Here is a 15,425-nt window from a genome sequence, read left to right on the forward strand (position 1 = left end):
GCCATCATGCGCCGCTGGGGGACTGAACGCGTCGTCGGCCTGCATGACCCGCAGGTCAACGAGCACCACCTGGAATCCACGGGCCTGCCGGCAGACAGCCGCTTGCGCCTGCTCAGTTTCAACATCCAGGTGGGTATCAGTACCGAGAAGTACCGGCACTACCTCACCCGTGGCTGGCAGCACCTGCTGCCCCACAACGGCCGGGCCGGCAACCTGCAAAAGATCGGCAACCTGCTCAACGACTTCGACCTGGTCGCCTTGCAGGAAGCCGATGGCGGCAGCATCCGCTCGGGCTACATCAACCAGGTGGAACACCTGGCCCAGCTCGGCGCATTCCCTTACTGGTACCAGCAACTCAATCGCAACCTCGGGCGCCTGGCACAGCACAGCAATGGCGTGCTCAGCCGCTTGAAGCCGTGGGCTATCGAAGACCACCCGCTGCCGGGCCCCAAGGGCCGGGGCGCGATCCTCGTGCGCTTTGGCGAGGGCCCGGAAGCCTTGGTCGTGGTGATGATGCATCTGGCGCTCGGGGCGCGCACCCGCACGATGCAACTGGCCTACATCCGAGAGCTGATCGGCAATTACAAACACCAGGTGCTGATGGGGGACATGAACACCCATGCCAGCGACCTGCTACAGAATTCCCCGCTGCGAGACCTCGGGTTGCTGGCGCCGCAAGTCGAAGCCACCTTCCCCAGCTGGCGCCCGCAGCGCTGCCTTGACCATATCCTGCTCAGTCCGACCCTCACGCTCGAGAGCGTACAGGTCCTGGCGCAGCCCATCTCCGATCACCTGCCGGTCGCGGTAGAGATTCGTCTGCCGGGTTCGCTCACGGCTGATGCATTGCCCGCGTTGAGCCCAGGCCCTCGCGGACCCCTTGCATGAGCGACGACGCCCAGCGCTGGAAAGAAAAATACCTCAAGAGTATCGAGCAGCAAGACAAGCTCGAACGTCGCTGGGCTGCCCGCCTCGACCTGCTGCGCCGAGGCCTGGTACGCAGCACCCTCGCCGCTGAAGGTACCGACCGCGCCGTTGATCAGTGCATGAAGGAGATGCGTGATGTTGTCCGCACCGACGACATGGACGCCGCCCTTGCCGCCTTGCTACCACGCTTGGAAAAAGCTGTGCTCGACTCTGAGCAGCGACGCGAAACCCGGGTTGACCAGATCAGCACCGCACTCACTTCACTGGTTGCACAGTTGCAGAAGCTGCCACTGCCGCGTGAAGTGGCCCGGCCGCTGAAAACCTTCGCCAAACAATTGGACGGTCGTGTCGGCCAGGCGCGGGAAATACCGCTGCTGCTCAGTGAGCTGAGCAACCTGCAAGGGCAAGCACTGAATAACCTGGAGCCAGACGGTGAAATCCCACGCTCGGGGCCTGGTTTGTTGCAGCGGTTGTTTGGTGCAAAAGAAGTTGCGAACGAAACCCCTGCGGTCGAGCCAGCACCAGCTTCTGCGCCGAAGCCCGCGTCTTCCAGGCAGTCCTCGGAGCCTGAACCTCAAGCACCTGAACAATCCGAAGAGTTGACCCAAGCGTTGCGTGCCTTTGCGCCCTTGCCGCAGGCAGCCGTCGTCGTGCCGCCTGAGCCGTCTGCGCCTGTCAGTGTGGCTGCGCCCGCCAAGGTGGTAGAGGCTGACACTGAAGCATTGGTCTTCGAGGCCCCCGCGCAAACGACCCCCAAGGCCGCGCCTGTCGAGGCACCTGAGCCCGAGGTGATTGAACCTGCGGTAGAAGAGCCTGCCTCTGAAAGTGCGCTCGCGGCGTTTATCGAACCACCGCCGATTCAGGACGATGCGCCGGATGAAACCTCAATCGGCAGCCTGTCGCTTCCGCCCGTGCTGGAAAGCGTCGAGTCTGACCCGGACGCGTTGCAGTCGGACTGTGTGTACGCCTTGCCCGACTCTCCCGAGCCGTCCTACAGCTCGGTGGCCAAGCATATCGAAGATACGTTGCTAGGCCTGCTGGAAGACCTCTCGCTGCCCGAGCGTCACCGGCCCCAGGCCGAAGCGATGCGCGAGCGCCTGGCCCATGGCTTGAACTGGTATGAACTGCTGCCGATCCTCGATGACCTGGCAGTGTTGATGCTGGCAATCACCGACAGTGGCCAGCATGAGTTCGAAGCCTATCTCAAGCAGCTCAACGAACGACTGGAAGCCTTCCAGGGCCATCTGCAGGTCGCCAGCGACGGTCACGCCGACAGCCGCTCGGCTGCGCGGGAGCTGGACACGCAGATTCGTGAGCAGGTCGATGGCCTGCAAAGCAGCGTGCAGGACGCGGCCGACCTGGACAGCCTCAAGCAGGTACTGGAGAGCCACCTTGAAGGCTTGCTCGGCACCATGGATGAACACCAACAGCAGCGCGACCAGCGTGAGCAGGAAGTGGCGGCGCGCTTGAAAGGCCTGGCTGAGCGCGTGGCGAATATGGAGCAGGAGGCCCAGGGCTATCGCGAGCACCTGGAGGTGCAGCGCCAGAAGGCCTTGATCGACCCGCTGACCGGCCTGCCCAACCGTGCGGCCTGGAGCGAGCGTCTCGACCAAGAGGTCAACGCCTGGCACCAGCGTGGCAACAGCCTGTCGCTGGCCATGCTCGACCTGGACCACTTCAAGCGTATCAACGATGGCTACGGCCACCTGGCGGGCGACAAAGTGCTCAAGATCATTGCCAGTGTGCTGCGCAAACGCCTGCGCCCCACCGATTTCATTGCACGCTTCGGCGGTGAAGAGTTCGTGTTGCTGATGCCCAACTCGTCCCTGGCCGATGCGCTGGCGGCCGGCGAGATGTTGCGCCAGGCCATCGAAGCGTGCCCTTTCCACTTCAAGGGTGAGCCGGTGACGATCACGGTGTCGATGGGCGTGGCGCAGTTCCAGCCGGGTGAGCGCAGCGACCTGGCGCTCAAGCGTGCCGATGAGGCGTTGTACCGAGCCAAGGCGGCAGGGCGCAATCAGGTGCAGGCGGCCTAAAAGATGTTCCATTTTGTAATTTGACCGCCCGGCCACAAACGGTACGTTACACTGTTGCATTATCGCCTTCAGTGTAATGTCTTCTGCCATGAAATCCTTTTGCTTTGCCTTTGTGTTCCTACTGCTCGCCGGCTGCGCCAGCGGCCCGCGCCTGGATACCAGCCACCCCTCGATGAACCACGACAATCGTGTGCAGTTCGTCGTTGTTCACTACACCTCGACCAATCTTGAGCGTTCCCTGGCCCTGCTGACGCACGGCCAGGTCAGCAGCCATTACCTGATCGGCGACGATGCGTCGGGCACCCTCTACAAGCTGGTGGATGAGAGCCAGCGCGCCTGGCACGCCGGAGAAAGCGAGTGGATGGGCCGCACCTGGCTAAACTCCAGCTCCATCGGCATCGAGATCGTCAATCCCGGGTATCAGGATACCCCGAGCGGCCGCGTGTGGTTCCCCTACTCCGAGGCGCAGTACAAGTCCCTGGTGGTGTTGCTCAAGGACATCAGCAAGCGCAACGGCATCGACCCCAAGAACATCATCGGCCATAGCGACATCGCGCCACTTCGCAAGCTTGACCCCGGCCCGCTGTTTCCCTGGAAGCGCCTGGCGGCTGAAGGCCTGGGGGTTTGGCCCGACGCTCAGGCAGTCGCCCGTTTCCAGGTGCAATACGCCGCTGACCTGCCGAGCATCACGTGGTTCCAGGAAGAGCTGGCGCGATTGGGCTACCAGACGCCGCAGACGGGGGAACTGGATGTGGCCACGCGTCATGTGATCGCGGCCTTTCAGATGCACTTCCGCCCTTCGTTGTTTGACGGCACCCCCGATGCGGAAAGCGCCGCGATCCTGCGAGCGCTCAACCGCAACTGACTGTAGGAGCCCGGCTTGCCGGCGATAGCGATCTTGAGGTCCCATCACCCGCTAGCCTGGCCCCTACAACGGCAACGCCATATAAAACTGCGTACCCTGCCCTGGCCGTGAATACACACCCATGCGGCCACCGTGCAACTGCACGATTTCCTTGCACAGCGCCAACCCCAGGCCTGCGCCGCCTTTCTTGCGGCCCACCTGCACGAAGGGTTCGAAGATCCGCCCTTGCTGGCCGTAGGCGATGCCCTCGCCGTTGTCCTCGACACTGATGATTACCCGTTCGCCATGGCGGCGCGCCTGCAGGCGAATCTGGCCGCCTTCGGCGGTGTGGCGCAGGGCGTTGCCAAGCAAGTTATCCAGCACCCGTTCCAATTGCGCGCGGTCCGCATACAGGCGAGGCAAGTCGGATTGGGCCTCCACCAGCAGCTCGATGCGCTGGGCATTGGCCGGTTCGGCGAAGCGGGCGCGAGCGTGATCCAGCAGGTCGGTCACGTCGCACGGCCCCAGGGTGAGTTTTTGCAGGCCGTTCTGGTAGCGCGAGAAGTTGAGCAGGTCGTTGATCAGCTGCATCAGACGCTGCATTTCTTCATTGACCGTATCCAGCAAGTCCGCTTCGCGCGACTCCGCAGGAAACTTCGCCCGCTCACGAAACAACCCGAACGCCATGTGCATGCCGGTCACGGGCGTGCGCAGTTCATGGGAGGCGCGTAGCACGAACTCGCTGCGTACCCGTTCAAAGGCACGCTGTTCGGTAACGTCATGCAGCACCATCACGGCCCCGAGAATGTGCCCTTGGGTGTGGCTGACGGGGGTGAGGCTGTAGGTCAGCAGACGCAGTTCGCCCTCGACCTCCACTTCCAGATCCTCCGGTGCCCGTTCCAGGTTGCCGCCGCGCAGCACCAGTTGAAGTTGTTCGTCCAGTTCCGGTCGCACCAAGGCTTCGCCCAGCCCCTGGCCGAGACGGTCCTCGTCCCAGCCTAATTGGCGCTGCGCCACCGGGTTGAGGTGCTCCAGGCGGCCTTGGCGGTCGATCATCAGCAGGCCATCGTCGATGCTGTCGAGCACCGCCTGCAAGCGTTGCTGGCCGGCCAGCAGTTCATCGACATTAGTTGCCTGATGTTGGCGCAGCGCTTCGGCCATGATGCCGAAGCGTCGGGTCAGCTGGTTCATCTCGGCTGCCGAAGAGATGGGCAGCGTGACTTCAAAATCCCCCTGCCCGATTTTGTCGGCCGCCTTGGCCAGGGCCTCGATCGGCCCGCCAAAACGCCGGGCGATGCCGTGTGCGGTCACAAACCCGATGATCAGCACCGCAAGCCCTACCAGCCCCAGCAATCCGGCAATCAGCAAGGCGCGTTCGCGAGACTTGTGCTCGCTGGTACTGATGTTTTCCAGTGCGCGCTTGTGTTCGGCGATCAGGCCGTTACGCAGCACATTGAAGGTCTCGGTCAGTTTTTCCTTGCTGCCGGGGGGCGGTGAGGCTTGCTGGGACTCGTCAAACGCCTCCAGCAAATTCTGGTAGTCGGTGCGGGCCTGGCTGAAGCCGCTGCCACTGGCATCTCGCTGCTCGTGGGCGATGCCTTGGTCCAGCAGCTCGAAGTAACGCTGCTTGGAGCCTTGCAGCGCCTCGGGGTCGGGGCGCTTTTCCAGCATCATGATCAGCTGGTCGCCCAGGCTCTGGCGCAGCTTGAGCCCCAGGTCCAGGGTCACGAAGTTGCTGCGTATCAACGATTCCTGGGTCTTGGCCATCTGCATCACGCTGACCAGGCCCAGGATCAATCCCAGCAGGGCGACGGTGATCAGCGCGGAGATACTCAGGAACAGCCGAGTGCGCAGTTTCATCGCAAGCTTCATAGGGTGTTGCTCACAGGTTGTACTGTTTGCGTTTGCGGTACAGGGTCGACGCGTCGATGCCCAGGGTGCGAGCTGCCTGGTCCAGGGTGTCGCTGGTGGCGAGCACGGCGCCGATATGGGCCTTCTCCAACTCATCCAGGCTCAACGCGGCGCCAATCCTGGGCGCATTGTTGGTAGGTTGCTCGGCCATGCCGAGGTGGCTGATCTCCACCTTTTCCTGTGGGCAGATGATGCTGGCGCGCTCCACCACGTTACGCAGTTCGCGGATATTGCCCGGCCAGCGATAGTTGAGCAGCGCCTCGCGTGCTTCATCGCTGAAGCCACGCGCCGGCCGTGCATATTCCTTGACGAAGCGTGCCAGGAAGCGGTCGGCGAGGGTCAGGATGTCTTCACTGCGTTCGCGCAGCGGGGGCAGGTGCAAGGTGATGACGTTGAGGCGGTAGAGCAAATCCTCACGGAAGCGGCCATCGCGGACCATGTCTTCCAGGTTCAGGTTGGTGGCGGCGAGAATGCGCACGTCGGCGCGACGGGTGACCGGGTCGCCCACACGCTCATATTCCTTATCCTGAATGAAACGCAGCAGTTTTGGCTGCAAAGTGAGCGGAAAGTCGCCGATTTCGTCGAGAAACAGCGTGCCGCCGTCCGCCTGGTTGACCCGGCCCAAGGTGCTCTCGCTGGCCCCGGTAAAGGCGCCGCGGCTATGGCCGAACAGCTCGCTTTCCATCAATTCCGCCGTCAGCGACGGGCAGTTGATGGTCACGCAGGACTTTTTCGAGCGCTTGCTCCAGCCGTGAATCGCTCGGGCCAGCTCACCTTTACCTGTGCCGGACTCGCCGAGGATCAAGATGTTGGCGTCAGTGCCCGCCACTTGGCGTGCGGTCTCCAGCACCACCATCATGGCCGGGCTGTGGGAGTCGAGGCCGTCCTTGGGCTGGCGCACTTCGCCTTCCAGCGCTTCAAGGCGTGCGGACAGTTGGCGCACCTCCAGTTGCTTGGCGGTGGCCAGGCGCAATTGGTCGGGGCTGCAAGGTTTTACCAGGTAGTCGGCGGCGCCCGCCTGGATGGCGTCCACTGCCGTATCGACCGCCGAGTGAGCGGTGACGATCACCACGCGCATCCACGGTGCCTGGATGCGCATCTGGGCCAGCACATCCAGGCCATTGTCTTCGCCCAGGCGCAGGTCGAGGAAGCACAGGTCGAACACCTGGCGTTGCATCAGGGCGTCCGCCTGGGCGGCGCTGTTAGCAGTGGCTACGGTGTAGCCTTCATCTTCCAGGCAGTAACGGAAGGTGCGAAGGATCGCGGATTCGTCATCCACTAAAAGAATGCGGCCTTGAAGTTCCTTGGCTGATTCCATCTGTCCCGCGCTCCTTAAACTATGAATGATGGTGTTTAGTCCCGGAATAATCGGGCAAGTTGCATGGTTTATTCTGATTGATAAACGGCATCTTCGCGCAGCTATCTGCTCCGTCTCCTACAAACACGCCAATTGATGGCGTTTTCATGCCTTCTTGCCACTTCGGCAACTCGCCGAGCGCTTTCGATCCCTCGACCCGACCACTGACCATCGTGCATTTCGCACGGCCCGCACAGGGCCATCGTGCAGGATGCTGGCCTCCATCTTTTGCATGTATTTGTAAGATATTGATTTTATTGAGTTTTATTTTGTAAAAAACCTGGCATGCGCTCTGCAATACCTCTCCCAACAGTGTCATGAACGAATAATCAGAATGCGGGAGAAACACAGCATGACTCGCCAAAGCCTCAGCCAATTGTCTGTATCGCCGCTGCGCTTGCAGCAAGGCCTGTTCGCCAGCCTGGCCCTGATGGTCACCCTGGTCATTGGGCAACAGATGCAGCACGGGCAGCAGAGTCAGCCACACGCCCCGCAATTTGAACGCCCGGTGATGACACAAACCCATTTCCGTTCCGTTGGCAGCGTTACTGCCGATGTAGCCGCCCCGCAACTGAGAGTGGCAGACCAGGATTCCACCCCTGGCGATCTGCCAACCCAAGAGCGCTGGGTTTTCTAGGCAAGACAAAGTCGCTGTTGAGCGGCTGCACGGCAACACCGCTGTTACCCCTATAAAAGCGTAAGGAGAATCACCATGTTGAGCTGGGCTATCACATTTCTGATCATCGCCATTGTGGCCGCTGTCCTGGGCTTCGGTGGTATCGCGGGCACCGCCACGGGTATCGCCAAGATCCTGTTTGTCGTCTTCCTGGTGATGTTCATCGCTTCGTTCTTCTTTGGTCGTCGCGGCCGAGGCTGAATATGACCACTCTGCCCTTTAAAGCCATGGCTGCCGCCCTGCTCCTGGGCGGCAGCGGCCTGGTGATGGCCGCCAACGACGGCCAAAGCCGAGCCAACGAATTGCTGACCTCGGACCCTCAGTTCCGTGAGACTTGGCAAGGCGTGGTGAAGAAAGAAGAGCGCCTGCCGGAATGGGTGATGAACCTGTCCGGTACGGCCGAACAAATGAATGCCGTGGAAGAAGACGGTGACAAGTACTTGGTGGGGCCGCTTTGCGAAACTGCAGACACATGCCTGAACAAGCGCCTGATTGTTGCCTTCAGCTACGACAAGAAAGATGCCTACGCCATGTTGGTGGAAGTCCCGGCCGGCCTGCCGGCGGACAAATCCCCGACGCGTCACGCCGATTATCGGTTCCTCGGTAAGCCGGACGAAGGCATGCAGAAGCTGCTGATGGAGCAGCTCAAGAAAGACCCCAATTGGTACTAGGTTCCCCTTGGCGCAATGCGTTTGTGGAGCCAGCGTCCATAGAAAGAAGCCCAACGCTTCTTTCTGTTTGCATCGTCCGTCAAGGGCGGTGCATGACCAGGGGGCCGGGTTGCTCTGATCAATCGGGATCGGCGTGACCTACGGGTACAGGGAGTGCCTGCGAAAGGGCCGGGTCAGGTGAAAAGCTGCGACGCAGGTTCACAAGCCGATGGCTTGCTGAACTTGCGGCGGGCTTATTCCTCCCTCTTATGTCAGCCATAGTCGCTAATTCCGATTTTGCTCGCTCCCAACCATTACTTGGTGTGTCGGGCTGACCATCTATCGATAAAATTTGGCCGCGCTCATAGGACATTTCCGACACTAAACGGCGGAATTCCCAGGCGTTTCTGCCAGTGCTCCGTAGACGTCCTGATTCTCTGAGCGAGCCGGGTTTGGCCGGTTCACGGCATGTTTGTCGGACAAAATGTCACATTTGAACTGACCGTTCGGACAGTTATTATTAAAAAAAGCCATGCCGATTCGGCATAGGGTAGGCGTTTACGGCATTAGACGTCGCTCCCTTGCATGGGAATAGTTGCGCCTTTTTTCGCCTGCCAGTAAGCCATTTCGGCCATGCGGCGGTGACCTTCCATGGAGGCAGATGCTCACACTTTTTCGCTCTCGAGCGTTCCAGATGGCGCATTTGCCTTAAGTCCACTTGAAGTAAGGGTAATGACATGAAGAAGGCAAAGCTAAGCCTCGCCTGGCAGATCCTCATCGGTTTGGTGTTGGGGATCGCAATCGGTGCAGTGCTCAACCATTTCAGTGCTGAAAAGGCCTGGTGGATCAGCAATGTGTTGCAGCCAGCGGGCGATATCTTTATCCGCCTGATCAAGATGATCGTGATCCCGATTGTGATTTCCTCGCTGATCGTCGGCATTGCCGGTGTCGGTGACGCGAAAAAGCTCGGTCGCATCGGCGTCAAAACCATCGTTTACTTTGAAGTGGTCACCACCATCGCCATCGTGGTCGGCCTGCTGTTGGCCAACCTGTTCCACCCGGGCGCTGGCATCGACATGAGTACCCTGGGTACTGTCGATATTTCCAAATACACCGCCACCGCCGCTGAAGTGCAGCACGAGCATGCGTTCATCGAGACCATCCTCAACCTGATCCCTTCTAACATCTTCGCCGCCGTGGCCCGTGGCGAAATGCTGCCGATCATCTTCTTCTCGGTGCTGTTCGGCCTGGGCTTGTCGAGCCTCAAGCCGGAACTGCGCGAGCCGCTGGTGACCATGTTCCAGGGCGTGTCCGAGAGCATGTTCAAAGTCACCCACATGATCATGAAGTACGCCCCGATCGGCGTATTTGCCCTGATCGCCGTGACGGTCGCCAACTTCGGCTTCGCCTCCTTGCTGCCGCTGGCCAAGCTGGTGATCCTGGTTTACGTGGCCATCCTGTTCTTCGCCTTTGTGGTACTGGGCCTGATTGCCCGCCTGTTCGGCTTCTCGGTGATCAAGCTGATGCGCATCTTCAAGGATGAGCTGGTCCTGGCCTACTCCACCGCCAGCTCCGAAACTGTGTTGCCGCGTGTGATCGAGAAGATGGAAGCCTATGGCGCACCCAAGGCGATCTGCAGCTTCGTGGTACCCACCGGCTACTCGTTCAACCTCGACGGTTCGACCCTGTACCAGAGCATCGCGGCGATCTTTATCGCCCAGCTGTACGGCATCGACCTGTCGATCGGCCAACAACTGATGCTGGTATTGACCCTGATGGTCACCTCCAAAGGCATCGCCGGCGTGCCGGGTGTGTCCTTCGTGGTACTGCTGGCCACCCTGGGCAGCGTGGGCATCCCGCTCGAAGGCCTGGCCTTCATTGCCGGTGTCGACCGCATCATGGACATGGCGCGTACCGCCCTGAACGTGATTGGCAACGCCCTGGCCGTATTGGTCATCGCACGTTGGGAAGGCATGTACGACGACGCCAAGGGCGAGCGCTACTGGAACTCCCTGCCGCACTGGCGCAGCAAGGCCGCCGCACCGACCGCTCAAGCGACCCGCAGCTGACAGGCTGACGGCTCGAAGACAAACCCCGGACAATTCCGGGGTTTGTCGTTTCTGCCAGCCCCGCTATCATTCGCCCCATCTTTCGGGGGATTCAACTGATGCTCAATGGCCTGTGGCTTGGCTTCTTTGTCGTGGCAATGGTGTCAGCACTGGTGCAATGGCTGGTGGGTGGCAACGCCGGTATTTTCGCGGCGATGGTCGAAAGCATTTTCGCCATGGCCAAACTGTCGGTGGAAGTGATGGTGCTGTTGTTCGGCACCCTTACCTTGTGGTTGGGGTTCCTGCGCATCGCTGAGAAAGCCGGCATCGTCGACTGGCTGGCCAAGGCCCTCGGCCCGCTGTTCCGCCGCCTGATGCCGGAAGTGCCTGCCGGGCACCCGGCGATCGGCCTGATCACCCTCAACTTCGCCGCCAATGGCCTGGGGCTGGACAACGCGGCCACGCCCATCGGCCTGAAGGCCATGAAGGCGCTGCAGGAACTCAACCCCATCCCCAACACCGCCAGCAACGCGCAGATCCTGTTCCTGGTGCTCAACGCGTCCTCGCTGACGCTGTTGCCGGTGACGATCTTCATGTACCGCGCCCAGCAAGGTGCTGCGGACCCGACGCTGGTGTTCCTGCCGATCCTGCTGGCGACCAGCGCGTCCACTTTGGTGGGCCTGTTGTCGGTGGCGATCATGCAGCGCCTGCGCTTGTGGGACCCGGTAGTGCTGGCTTACCTGATTCCTGGCGCATTAGTGCTCGGCGGTTTCATGGCGTTCCTGGCGACACTGTCGGCCACGGCGCTGGCGGGCTTGTCTTCGATACTCGGCAACCTGACGCTGTTCGGCTTGATCATGCTGTTCCTGGTGATCGGTGCGCTGCGCAAGGTGAAGGTGTACGAGGCGTTTGTCGAAGGCGCCAAAGAAGGTTTTGACGTTGCCAAGAACCTGCTGCCGTACCTGGTGGCGATGCTGTGCGCAGTGGGTGTATTGCGTGCTTCGGGCGCCCTGGATTTCGGCCTGGAAGGGATCCGCCATGTGGTCGCCTGGACCGGCATGGACACGCGCTTTGTCGACGCGTTGCCCACGGCCATGGTCAAGCCGTTTTCCGGTAGTGCGGCCCGGGCGCTGTTGATCGAAACCATGCAGACCCAGGGTGTGGACAGCTTCCCGGCGCTGGTGGCGGCGACGATCCAGGGCAGTACTGAGACCACCTTCTATGTGTTGGCGGTGTACTTCGGGTCGGTGGGCATCCAGCGGGCCCGGCATGCGGTGGGGTGTGCGCTGCTGGCGGAGTTGGCGGGTGTCGTTGCGGCTATTGCGGTGTGCTACTGGTTCTTTGGTTGAGGCTTAAGTGGCTATCGCCGGCAAGCCAGCTCCTACAGGTGACCGCGTTTATCCTGCCGAAATGCGATCAACTGTAGGAGCCGGCTTGCCGGCGATAGGGCCCTCAGCGTTTCGCAGCACTATTGCCTTGCTGCACCACCCAATCCACCACCTGCCTGTTCAACTGATCCCCCGCCAGCCCAAACCCGGCCACCACGGCCGGCACCTTGGTATCCGTCACTGGCTGGTGAATTTCAAACCGCCGGCTGGCAATAATCCGCTGATCGCTCCCGCGCACCAATCGCGCGTCGAGGCGGATCACCACTTCCACCGTGCCTCCCCGGTATTCACTCTGGAACGCCTGCAATTGCCCGCCCAGCTCGTAGTCGGCCTGCAGGTTAGTCTCATCGGTGCTCAACAGCGTCACGCGGCCATCACGCTGGAAGCCGTCCATAAAGCGGTTGCGCAGCAGCACCGGCGACGGGTCGCTCCAGCGCGAGTTCGCATAGCTGCTGATCAGGTTGCCGTCCGGCACCACGGCAATGCGCGGGCTGTCGAGAAATTCGCTGGTCTGTGGCTTGGACACGCGCAGCGACCAGCTCACCGGGGCACCCTGGCTTGCGGTCTGGGCTGGCACCAGGCGGTACACGTCCGAAGGGTCGGCCTTGGGCAGGATCGAGCACGCGCTCACGAGCGCCAATGCCACGGGGGCGATCATCTGGTAAGCACGCTTCATGGCGTGAACTCCTTGTTCTTGTCGCTGCCCAGCAGGTAGCCACTGGGGTTGGCTTCCAGGCGGCGGGAGATGGCGCGCAGCGACCCGAGGGTTTCACGCAGTTCGCGCACTGCCGGCGCCAGTTCATTGAGGCCCTGCATGCCGCTGTTCACCGAGTCCTTGTTGTTGGTCAGCAAGGTGTTGATGGTGGCGGTGCTTTGCTCCAGGGATTTCATGGCCTGCTCGGCACTGCCGAAGGCCTGCTTGCCTTGATCGTTGAGCAAGCCATTGGCGTTGCGCATCAAGGTGGTGGTCTGCTCCAGGGCGGCGCTGGCCTGCTTGCTCACTTGCATCAGTTGCTGCATCACCACCTTGATATCGCCGCGCTGGTCGGCGATGGCGCCGGTGGTTTGCTGCAGGTTGTCCAGGGTGTTGCTCAAGCGCTCGACGTTCTCACGGGAGAACATGTGGTTGGCGTTGTGCAGCAGCAGGTTGATGCTGGTCATCAGGTCGTTGCTGTTATTGAGCAGGCGCGCAATGGGCGATGGCGAGGCGATGATTTCCGGCAGGTTGCCGTCCTTGCCCTTGAGCTCCGGGCTTTGTGGTGTGCCGCCGCTGAGCTGGATGATCGAGGTGCCGGTGATGCCGGTCAGGGCCAGCTTGGCCTGGGTGTCTTCCTTGATTGGCGTCTGCCCGGCCAGGCGGATGCGTGCCAGCACGCGTCGCGGGTCGTTGGGGTCCAGGCGCAGGCTGGTGACATCGCCCACCTTGATCCCGCTGTATTGCACCGGGCTGCCCTGGGACAGGCCGCTGACCGCCTCGTTGAACACCACTTCATAATCCTGGAAGGCACTGTCGACGCTGGATTTTGCCAGCCACAGGCCGAACAGCAGGGCGCCGACCACCACAATCACGCTGAACAGACCGATCATCACATGATGGGCTCGGGTTTCCATGTCATACCTCGTCTAGCGATTGAGCGGCATCCAATGCCGCGCGGCCGCGGGGGCCGTGGAAATATTCGTGAATCCACGCATCGTCCGTTTCCGAGACGACATCGATGGCATCGGCCACCAGCACTTTCTTCTGCGCCAGCACCGCCACGCGGTCGGTGATGGTGTACAGCGTGTCGAGGTCGTGGGTTACCAGGAACACACTCAGGCCCAGCGCGTCGCGCAGTGTCAGGATCAACTGATCGAATTGCGCCGCGCCAATCGGGTCAAGGCCGGCGGTGGGCTCGTCGAGAAACAGGATGTCCGGGTCCAGGGCCAAGGCGCGTGCCAGGGCTGCGCGCTTGATCATGCCACCGGACAACGAAGACGGGTATTTGTCGGCGGCCGAGAGCGGCAGCCCGGCCAAGGCCAGTTTCACCGCGGCCAGGTGCTCGGCGTCACGGCGGCTGAGGCCGGCATGTTCGATCAACGGCAGGGCGACGTTTTCGGTGACGGTCAGCGAGGAAAACAGCGCGCCCTTCTGGAACAGCACGCCGAAGCGCCGCTCCACCAGTGAGCGTTCATGTTCCGACAGGCTCGGCAGGTTTTTGCCGAATACCCGCACCTCGCCTTCGCTGGGGCGGCGCAGGCCGACAATGCTGCGCAACAGCACCGACTTGCCGCTGCCCGAGCCGCCGACCACCGCCAGGATCTCGCCTTTGTACAAATCCAGGTCGAGGTTTTCGTGCACGCTTTGCCGGCCAAAGCGGTTGCACAGGCCGCGCACTTCAATCACCGCCTCAGTGGGCGCACGGTGTAGACGACTCACCAGCCCATCTCCATGAAGAACATCGCGGCCACCGCATCCAGCACGATCACCACAAAGATCGATTGCACCACGCTGGAGGTGGTGTGGGCGCCGACCGACTCAGCGCTACCGCTGACCTTGAAGCCTTCCAGGCAGCCAATGGCGGCAATGAGGAAGGCGAAGATTGGCGCCTTCACCAAGCCGACCAGAAAATGCTGTACGCCAATGTCCGATTGCAGCAGCGACAGAAACATTGCGGGCGAGATGTCCAACGCCACGGCGCACACCACCCCGCCTCCGACAATCCCCGAGAGCATCGCCAGGAACGTCAGCATCGGCAGCGACACCAGCAGCGCCAGCACGCGAGGCAATACCAGCAGCTCCATGGGGTCGAGGCCCAGGGTGCGAATCGCATCGATTTCTTCGTTGGCCTTCATCGAGCCGATTTGTGCGGTGAACGCACTGGCCGTGCGCCCGGCAATCAAAATGGCCGTCAGCAATACGCCAAATTCCCGTAGGAAAGAGAACGCCACCAAGTCCACGGTGAACACCGTCGCGCCAAAGCTCTTGAGCACCGTGGCACCCAGGAAGGCCACCACGGCGCCGACCAAAAAGGTCAGCAGCGCGACGATGGGCGCGGCGTCGAGCCCGGTCTGCTCGATATGGGCAACCATTGGCGTGATGCGCCAGCGCTTGGGGCGAAAGATGCCGCGCGCGAAGGTTTCGAGGATCAGGCCAATAAAACCGAGCAGCTTCATGCTGTCTTGCCACACGGTGTCGACCGCCCGGCCAATGCGCGCCAACACCTGGATGCCGGCCGCCTCTTCCGGGGCTTTTTCCGGCACACAGAAATCATTCAGCGAGCGGTAGACGGTCTTGAGCAGTGCACGGTCGGCGGCAGAGAGGCTGCAGTCGGTCTGCTCGGCCGAGTGCTCGATGCGGGCGGGGCCAAGCAATTCCACCAGCAGTGATGCGCCGGCGGTGTCCAGGGCGCCCAGGCCATTGAGGTCGATGCGGGCCCCGGCGTCGTATTGGCCGTCGAGCTTGTCCGACAGCTTTTTCAGGTTTGAGTAGTGGGCAAGCGTCCAGTCCCCCGTAATCCTGAGTAACGGGGGAGTCGTGGACGTATCGAGGTGGGCGGCACCGGCCGTCGTACGAGTGGTCATAAGCTCCGAGCTTGTTTGGCTATCCACAAT

The 15,425-nt window shown here is 61.5% G+C and carries 14 protein-coding genes; 8 read left to right on the plus strand and 6 right to left on the minus strand.

Going from position 1 to position 15,425, the window contains the following annotated elements:
• Positions 1-3 precede the first annotated feature (3 nt).
• The 3 genes from HX792_RS02690 (at position 4) to HX792_RS02700 (ending at position 3,825) form a co-directional block, all read left to right on the plus strand.
• The gene (locus HX792_RS02690; protein ID WP_176994677.1) at positions 4-885 is read left to right on the plus strand and encodes an endonuclease/exonuclease/phosphatase family protein; all 882 of its coding nucleotides are present in this window, start codon (positions 4-6) and stop codon (positions 883-885) included.
• Positions 882-2,960, plus strand: a complete 2,079-nt coding sequence (locus tag HX792_RS02695) for a diguanylate cyclase (protein ID WP_176994645.1) — start codon at positions 882-884, stop codon at positions 2,958-2,960. The genes HX792_RS02690 and HX792_RS02695 overlap by 4 nt, the downstream gene beginning before the upstream one ends.
• An 88-nt stretch (positions 2,961-3,048) precedes the next feature.
• Positions 3,049-3,825 carry an N-acetylmuramoyl-L-alanine amidase gene (locus HX792_RS02700; protein ID WP_176994646.1) on the plus strand — a complete coding sequence of 259 codons (777 nt, stop codon included), beginning with the start codon at positions 3,049-3,051 and terminating at the stop codon, positions 3,823-3,825.
• Positions 3,826-3,888: 63 nt separating this feature from the next.
• Here HX792_RS02700 and HX792_RS02705 read toward each other — a convergent pair whose 3' ends face one another.
• Positions 3,889-5,676, minus strand: coding sequence for a KinB sensor domain-containing domain (locus tag HX792_RS02705; RefSeq protein WP_176994647.1), 1,788 nt, complete (start codon positions 5,674-5,676; stop codon positions 3,889-3,891).
• A 10-nt stretch (positions 5,677-5,686) separates the two neighbouring features.
• Entirely contained in the window at positions 5,687-7,033 is a 1,347-nt protein-coding gene (gene algB, locus HX792_RS02710; RefSeq protein WP_078740007.1) for a sigma-54-dependent response regulator transcription factor AlgB, read from the minus strand.
• A gap of 391 nt (positions 7,034-7,424) precedes the next feature.
• Here algB and HX792_RS02715 point away from each other — a divergent pair, with 391 nt between their 5' ends.
• From HX792_RS02715 to HX792_RS02735, 5 genes are all read left to right on the plus strand, one after another.
• Complete coding sequence (locus HX792_RS02715) at positions 7,425-7,709, plus strand: hypothetical protein (RefSeq protein ID WP_176994648.1); 285 nt, start codon at positions 7,425-7,427, stop codon at positions 7,707-7,709.
• A gap of 75 nt (positions 7,710-7,784) precedes the next feature.
• Entirely contained in the window at positions 7,785-7,949 is a 165-nt protein-coding gene (locus tag HX792_RS02720; protein ID WP_003170804.1) for a DUF1328 domain-containing protein, read from the plus strand.
• 2 nt (positions 7,950-7,951) lie between these two features.
• Complete coding sequence (locus HX792_RS02725) at positions 7,952-8,419, plus strand: inhibitor of vertebrate lysozyme family protein (RefSeq protein ID WP_176994649.1); 468 nt, start codon at positions 7,952-7,954, stop codon at positions 8,417-8,419.
• Positions 8,420-9,135: 716 nt separating this feature from the next.
• Complete coding sequence (gene gltP / locus HX792_RS02730) at positions 9,136-10,467, plus strand: glutamate/aspartate:proton symporter GltP (RefSeq protein ID WP_176994650.1); 1,332 nt, start codon at positions 9,136-9,138, stop codon at positions 10,465-10,467.
• A gap of 98 nt (positions 10,468-10,565) precedes the next feature.
• Entirely contained in the window at positions 10,566-11,795 is a 1,230-nt protein-coding gene (locus HX792_RS02735; protein ID WP_176994651.1) for a nucleoside recognition domain-containing protein, read from the plus strand.
• 103 nt (positions 11,796-11,898) lie between these two features.
• Here the strand turns inward: HX792_RS02735 and HX792_RS02740 are convergent, their stop codons facing one another.
• The 4 genes from HX792_RS02740 to HX792_RS02755 are packed head-to-tail and all read right to left on the minus strand — an operon-like array spanning position 11,899 to position 15,395.
• Complete coding sequence (locus tag HX792_RS02740; protein ID WP_176994652.1) at positions 11,899-12,510, minus strand: ABC-type transport auxiliary lipoprotein family protein; 612 nt, start codon at positions 12,508-12,510, stop codon at positions 11,899-11,901.
• Positions 12,507-13,445, minus strand: coding sequence for an MlaD family protein (locus HX792_RS02745; protein WP_176994653.1), 939 nt, complete (start codon positions 13,443-13,445; stop codon positions 12,507-12,509). Before HX792_RS02745 ends, HX792_RS02740 begins: the two co-directional genes overlap by 4 nt.
• 1 nt (position 13,446) lies before the next feature.
• Positions 13,447-14,250 (minus strand): ABC transporter ATP-binding protein, encoded by an 804-nt coding sequence (locus tag HX792_RS02750; protein WP_176994654.1) that lies wholly within the window; start codon positions 14,248-14,250, stop codon positions 13,447-13,449.
• On the minus strand, positions 14,247-15,395 hold the full coding sequence (locus HX792_RS02755; RefSeq protein ID WP_176994655.1) for an ABC transporter permease: 1,149 nt from the start codon (positions 15,393-15,395) through the stop codon (positions 14,247-14,249). Before HX792_RS02755 ends, HX792_RS02750 begins: the two co-directional genes overlap by 4 nt.
• Positions 15,396-15,425 lie beyond the last annotated feature (30 nt).

Source organism: Pseudomonas sp. B6002 (genome assembly GCF_013385985.1).
Taxonomy (GTDB): Bacteria; Pseudomonadota; Gammaproteobacteria; order Pseudomonadales; family Pseudomonadaceae; genus Aquipseudomonas.

What these genes read in the sequence shown, in the direction of transcription:
- HX792_RS02695 (WP_176994645.1), top strand. Translation starts at nt 882, where the DNA reads ATGAGCGACGACGCCCAGCGCTGGAAAGAAAAATACCTCAAGAGTATC.
- HX792_RS02700 (WP_176994646.1), top strand. Translation starts at nt 3,049, where the DNA reads ATGAAATCCTTTTGCTTTGCCTTTGTGTTCCTACTGCTCGCCGGCTGC.
- HX792_RS02705 (WP_176994647.1), bottom strand. Translation starts at nt 5,676, where the DNA reads ATGAAGCTTGCGATGAAACTGCGCACTCGGCTGTTCCTGAGTATCTCC.
- algB (WP_078740007.1), bottom strand. Translation starts at nt 7,033, where the DNA reads ATGGAATCAGCCAAGGAACTTCAAGGCCGCATTCTTTTAGTGGATGAC.
- HX792_RS02715 (WP_176994648.1), top strand. Translation starts at nt 7,425, where the DNA reads ATGACTCGCCAAAGCCTCAGCCAATTGTCTGTATCGCCGCTGCGCTTG.
- HX792_RS02720 (WP_003170804.1), top strand. Translation starts at nt 7,785, where the DNA reads ATGTTGAGCTGGGCTATCACATTTCTGATCATCGCCATTGTGGCCGCT.
- HX792_RS02725 (WP_176994649.1), top strand. Translation starts at nt 7,952, where the DNA reads ATGACCACTCTGCCCTTTAAAGCCATGGCTGCCGCCCTGCTCCTGGGC.
- gltP (WP_176994650.1), top strand. Translation starts at nt 9,136, where the DNA reads ATGAAGAAGGCAAAGCTAAGCCTCGCCTGGCAGATCCTCATCGGTTTG.
- HX792_RS02735 (WP_176994651.1), top strand. Translation starts at nt 10,566, where the DNA reads ATGCTCAATGGCCTGTGGCTTGGCTTCTTTGTCGTGGCAATGGTGTCA.
- HX792_RS02740 (WP_176994652.1), bottom strand. Translation starts at nt 12,510, where the DNA reads ATGAAGCGTGCTTACCAGATGATCGCCCCCGTGGCATTGGCGCTCGTG.
- HX792_RS02745 (WP_176994653.1), bottom strand. Translation starts at nt 13,445, where the DNA reads ATGGAAACCCGAGCCCATCATGTGATGATCGGTCTGTTCAGCGTGATT.
- HX792_RS02755 (WP_176994655.1), bottom strand. Translation starts at nt 15,395, where the DNA reads ATGACCACTCGTACGACGGCCGGTGCCGCCCACCTCGATACGTCCACG.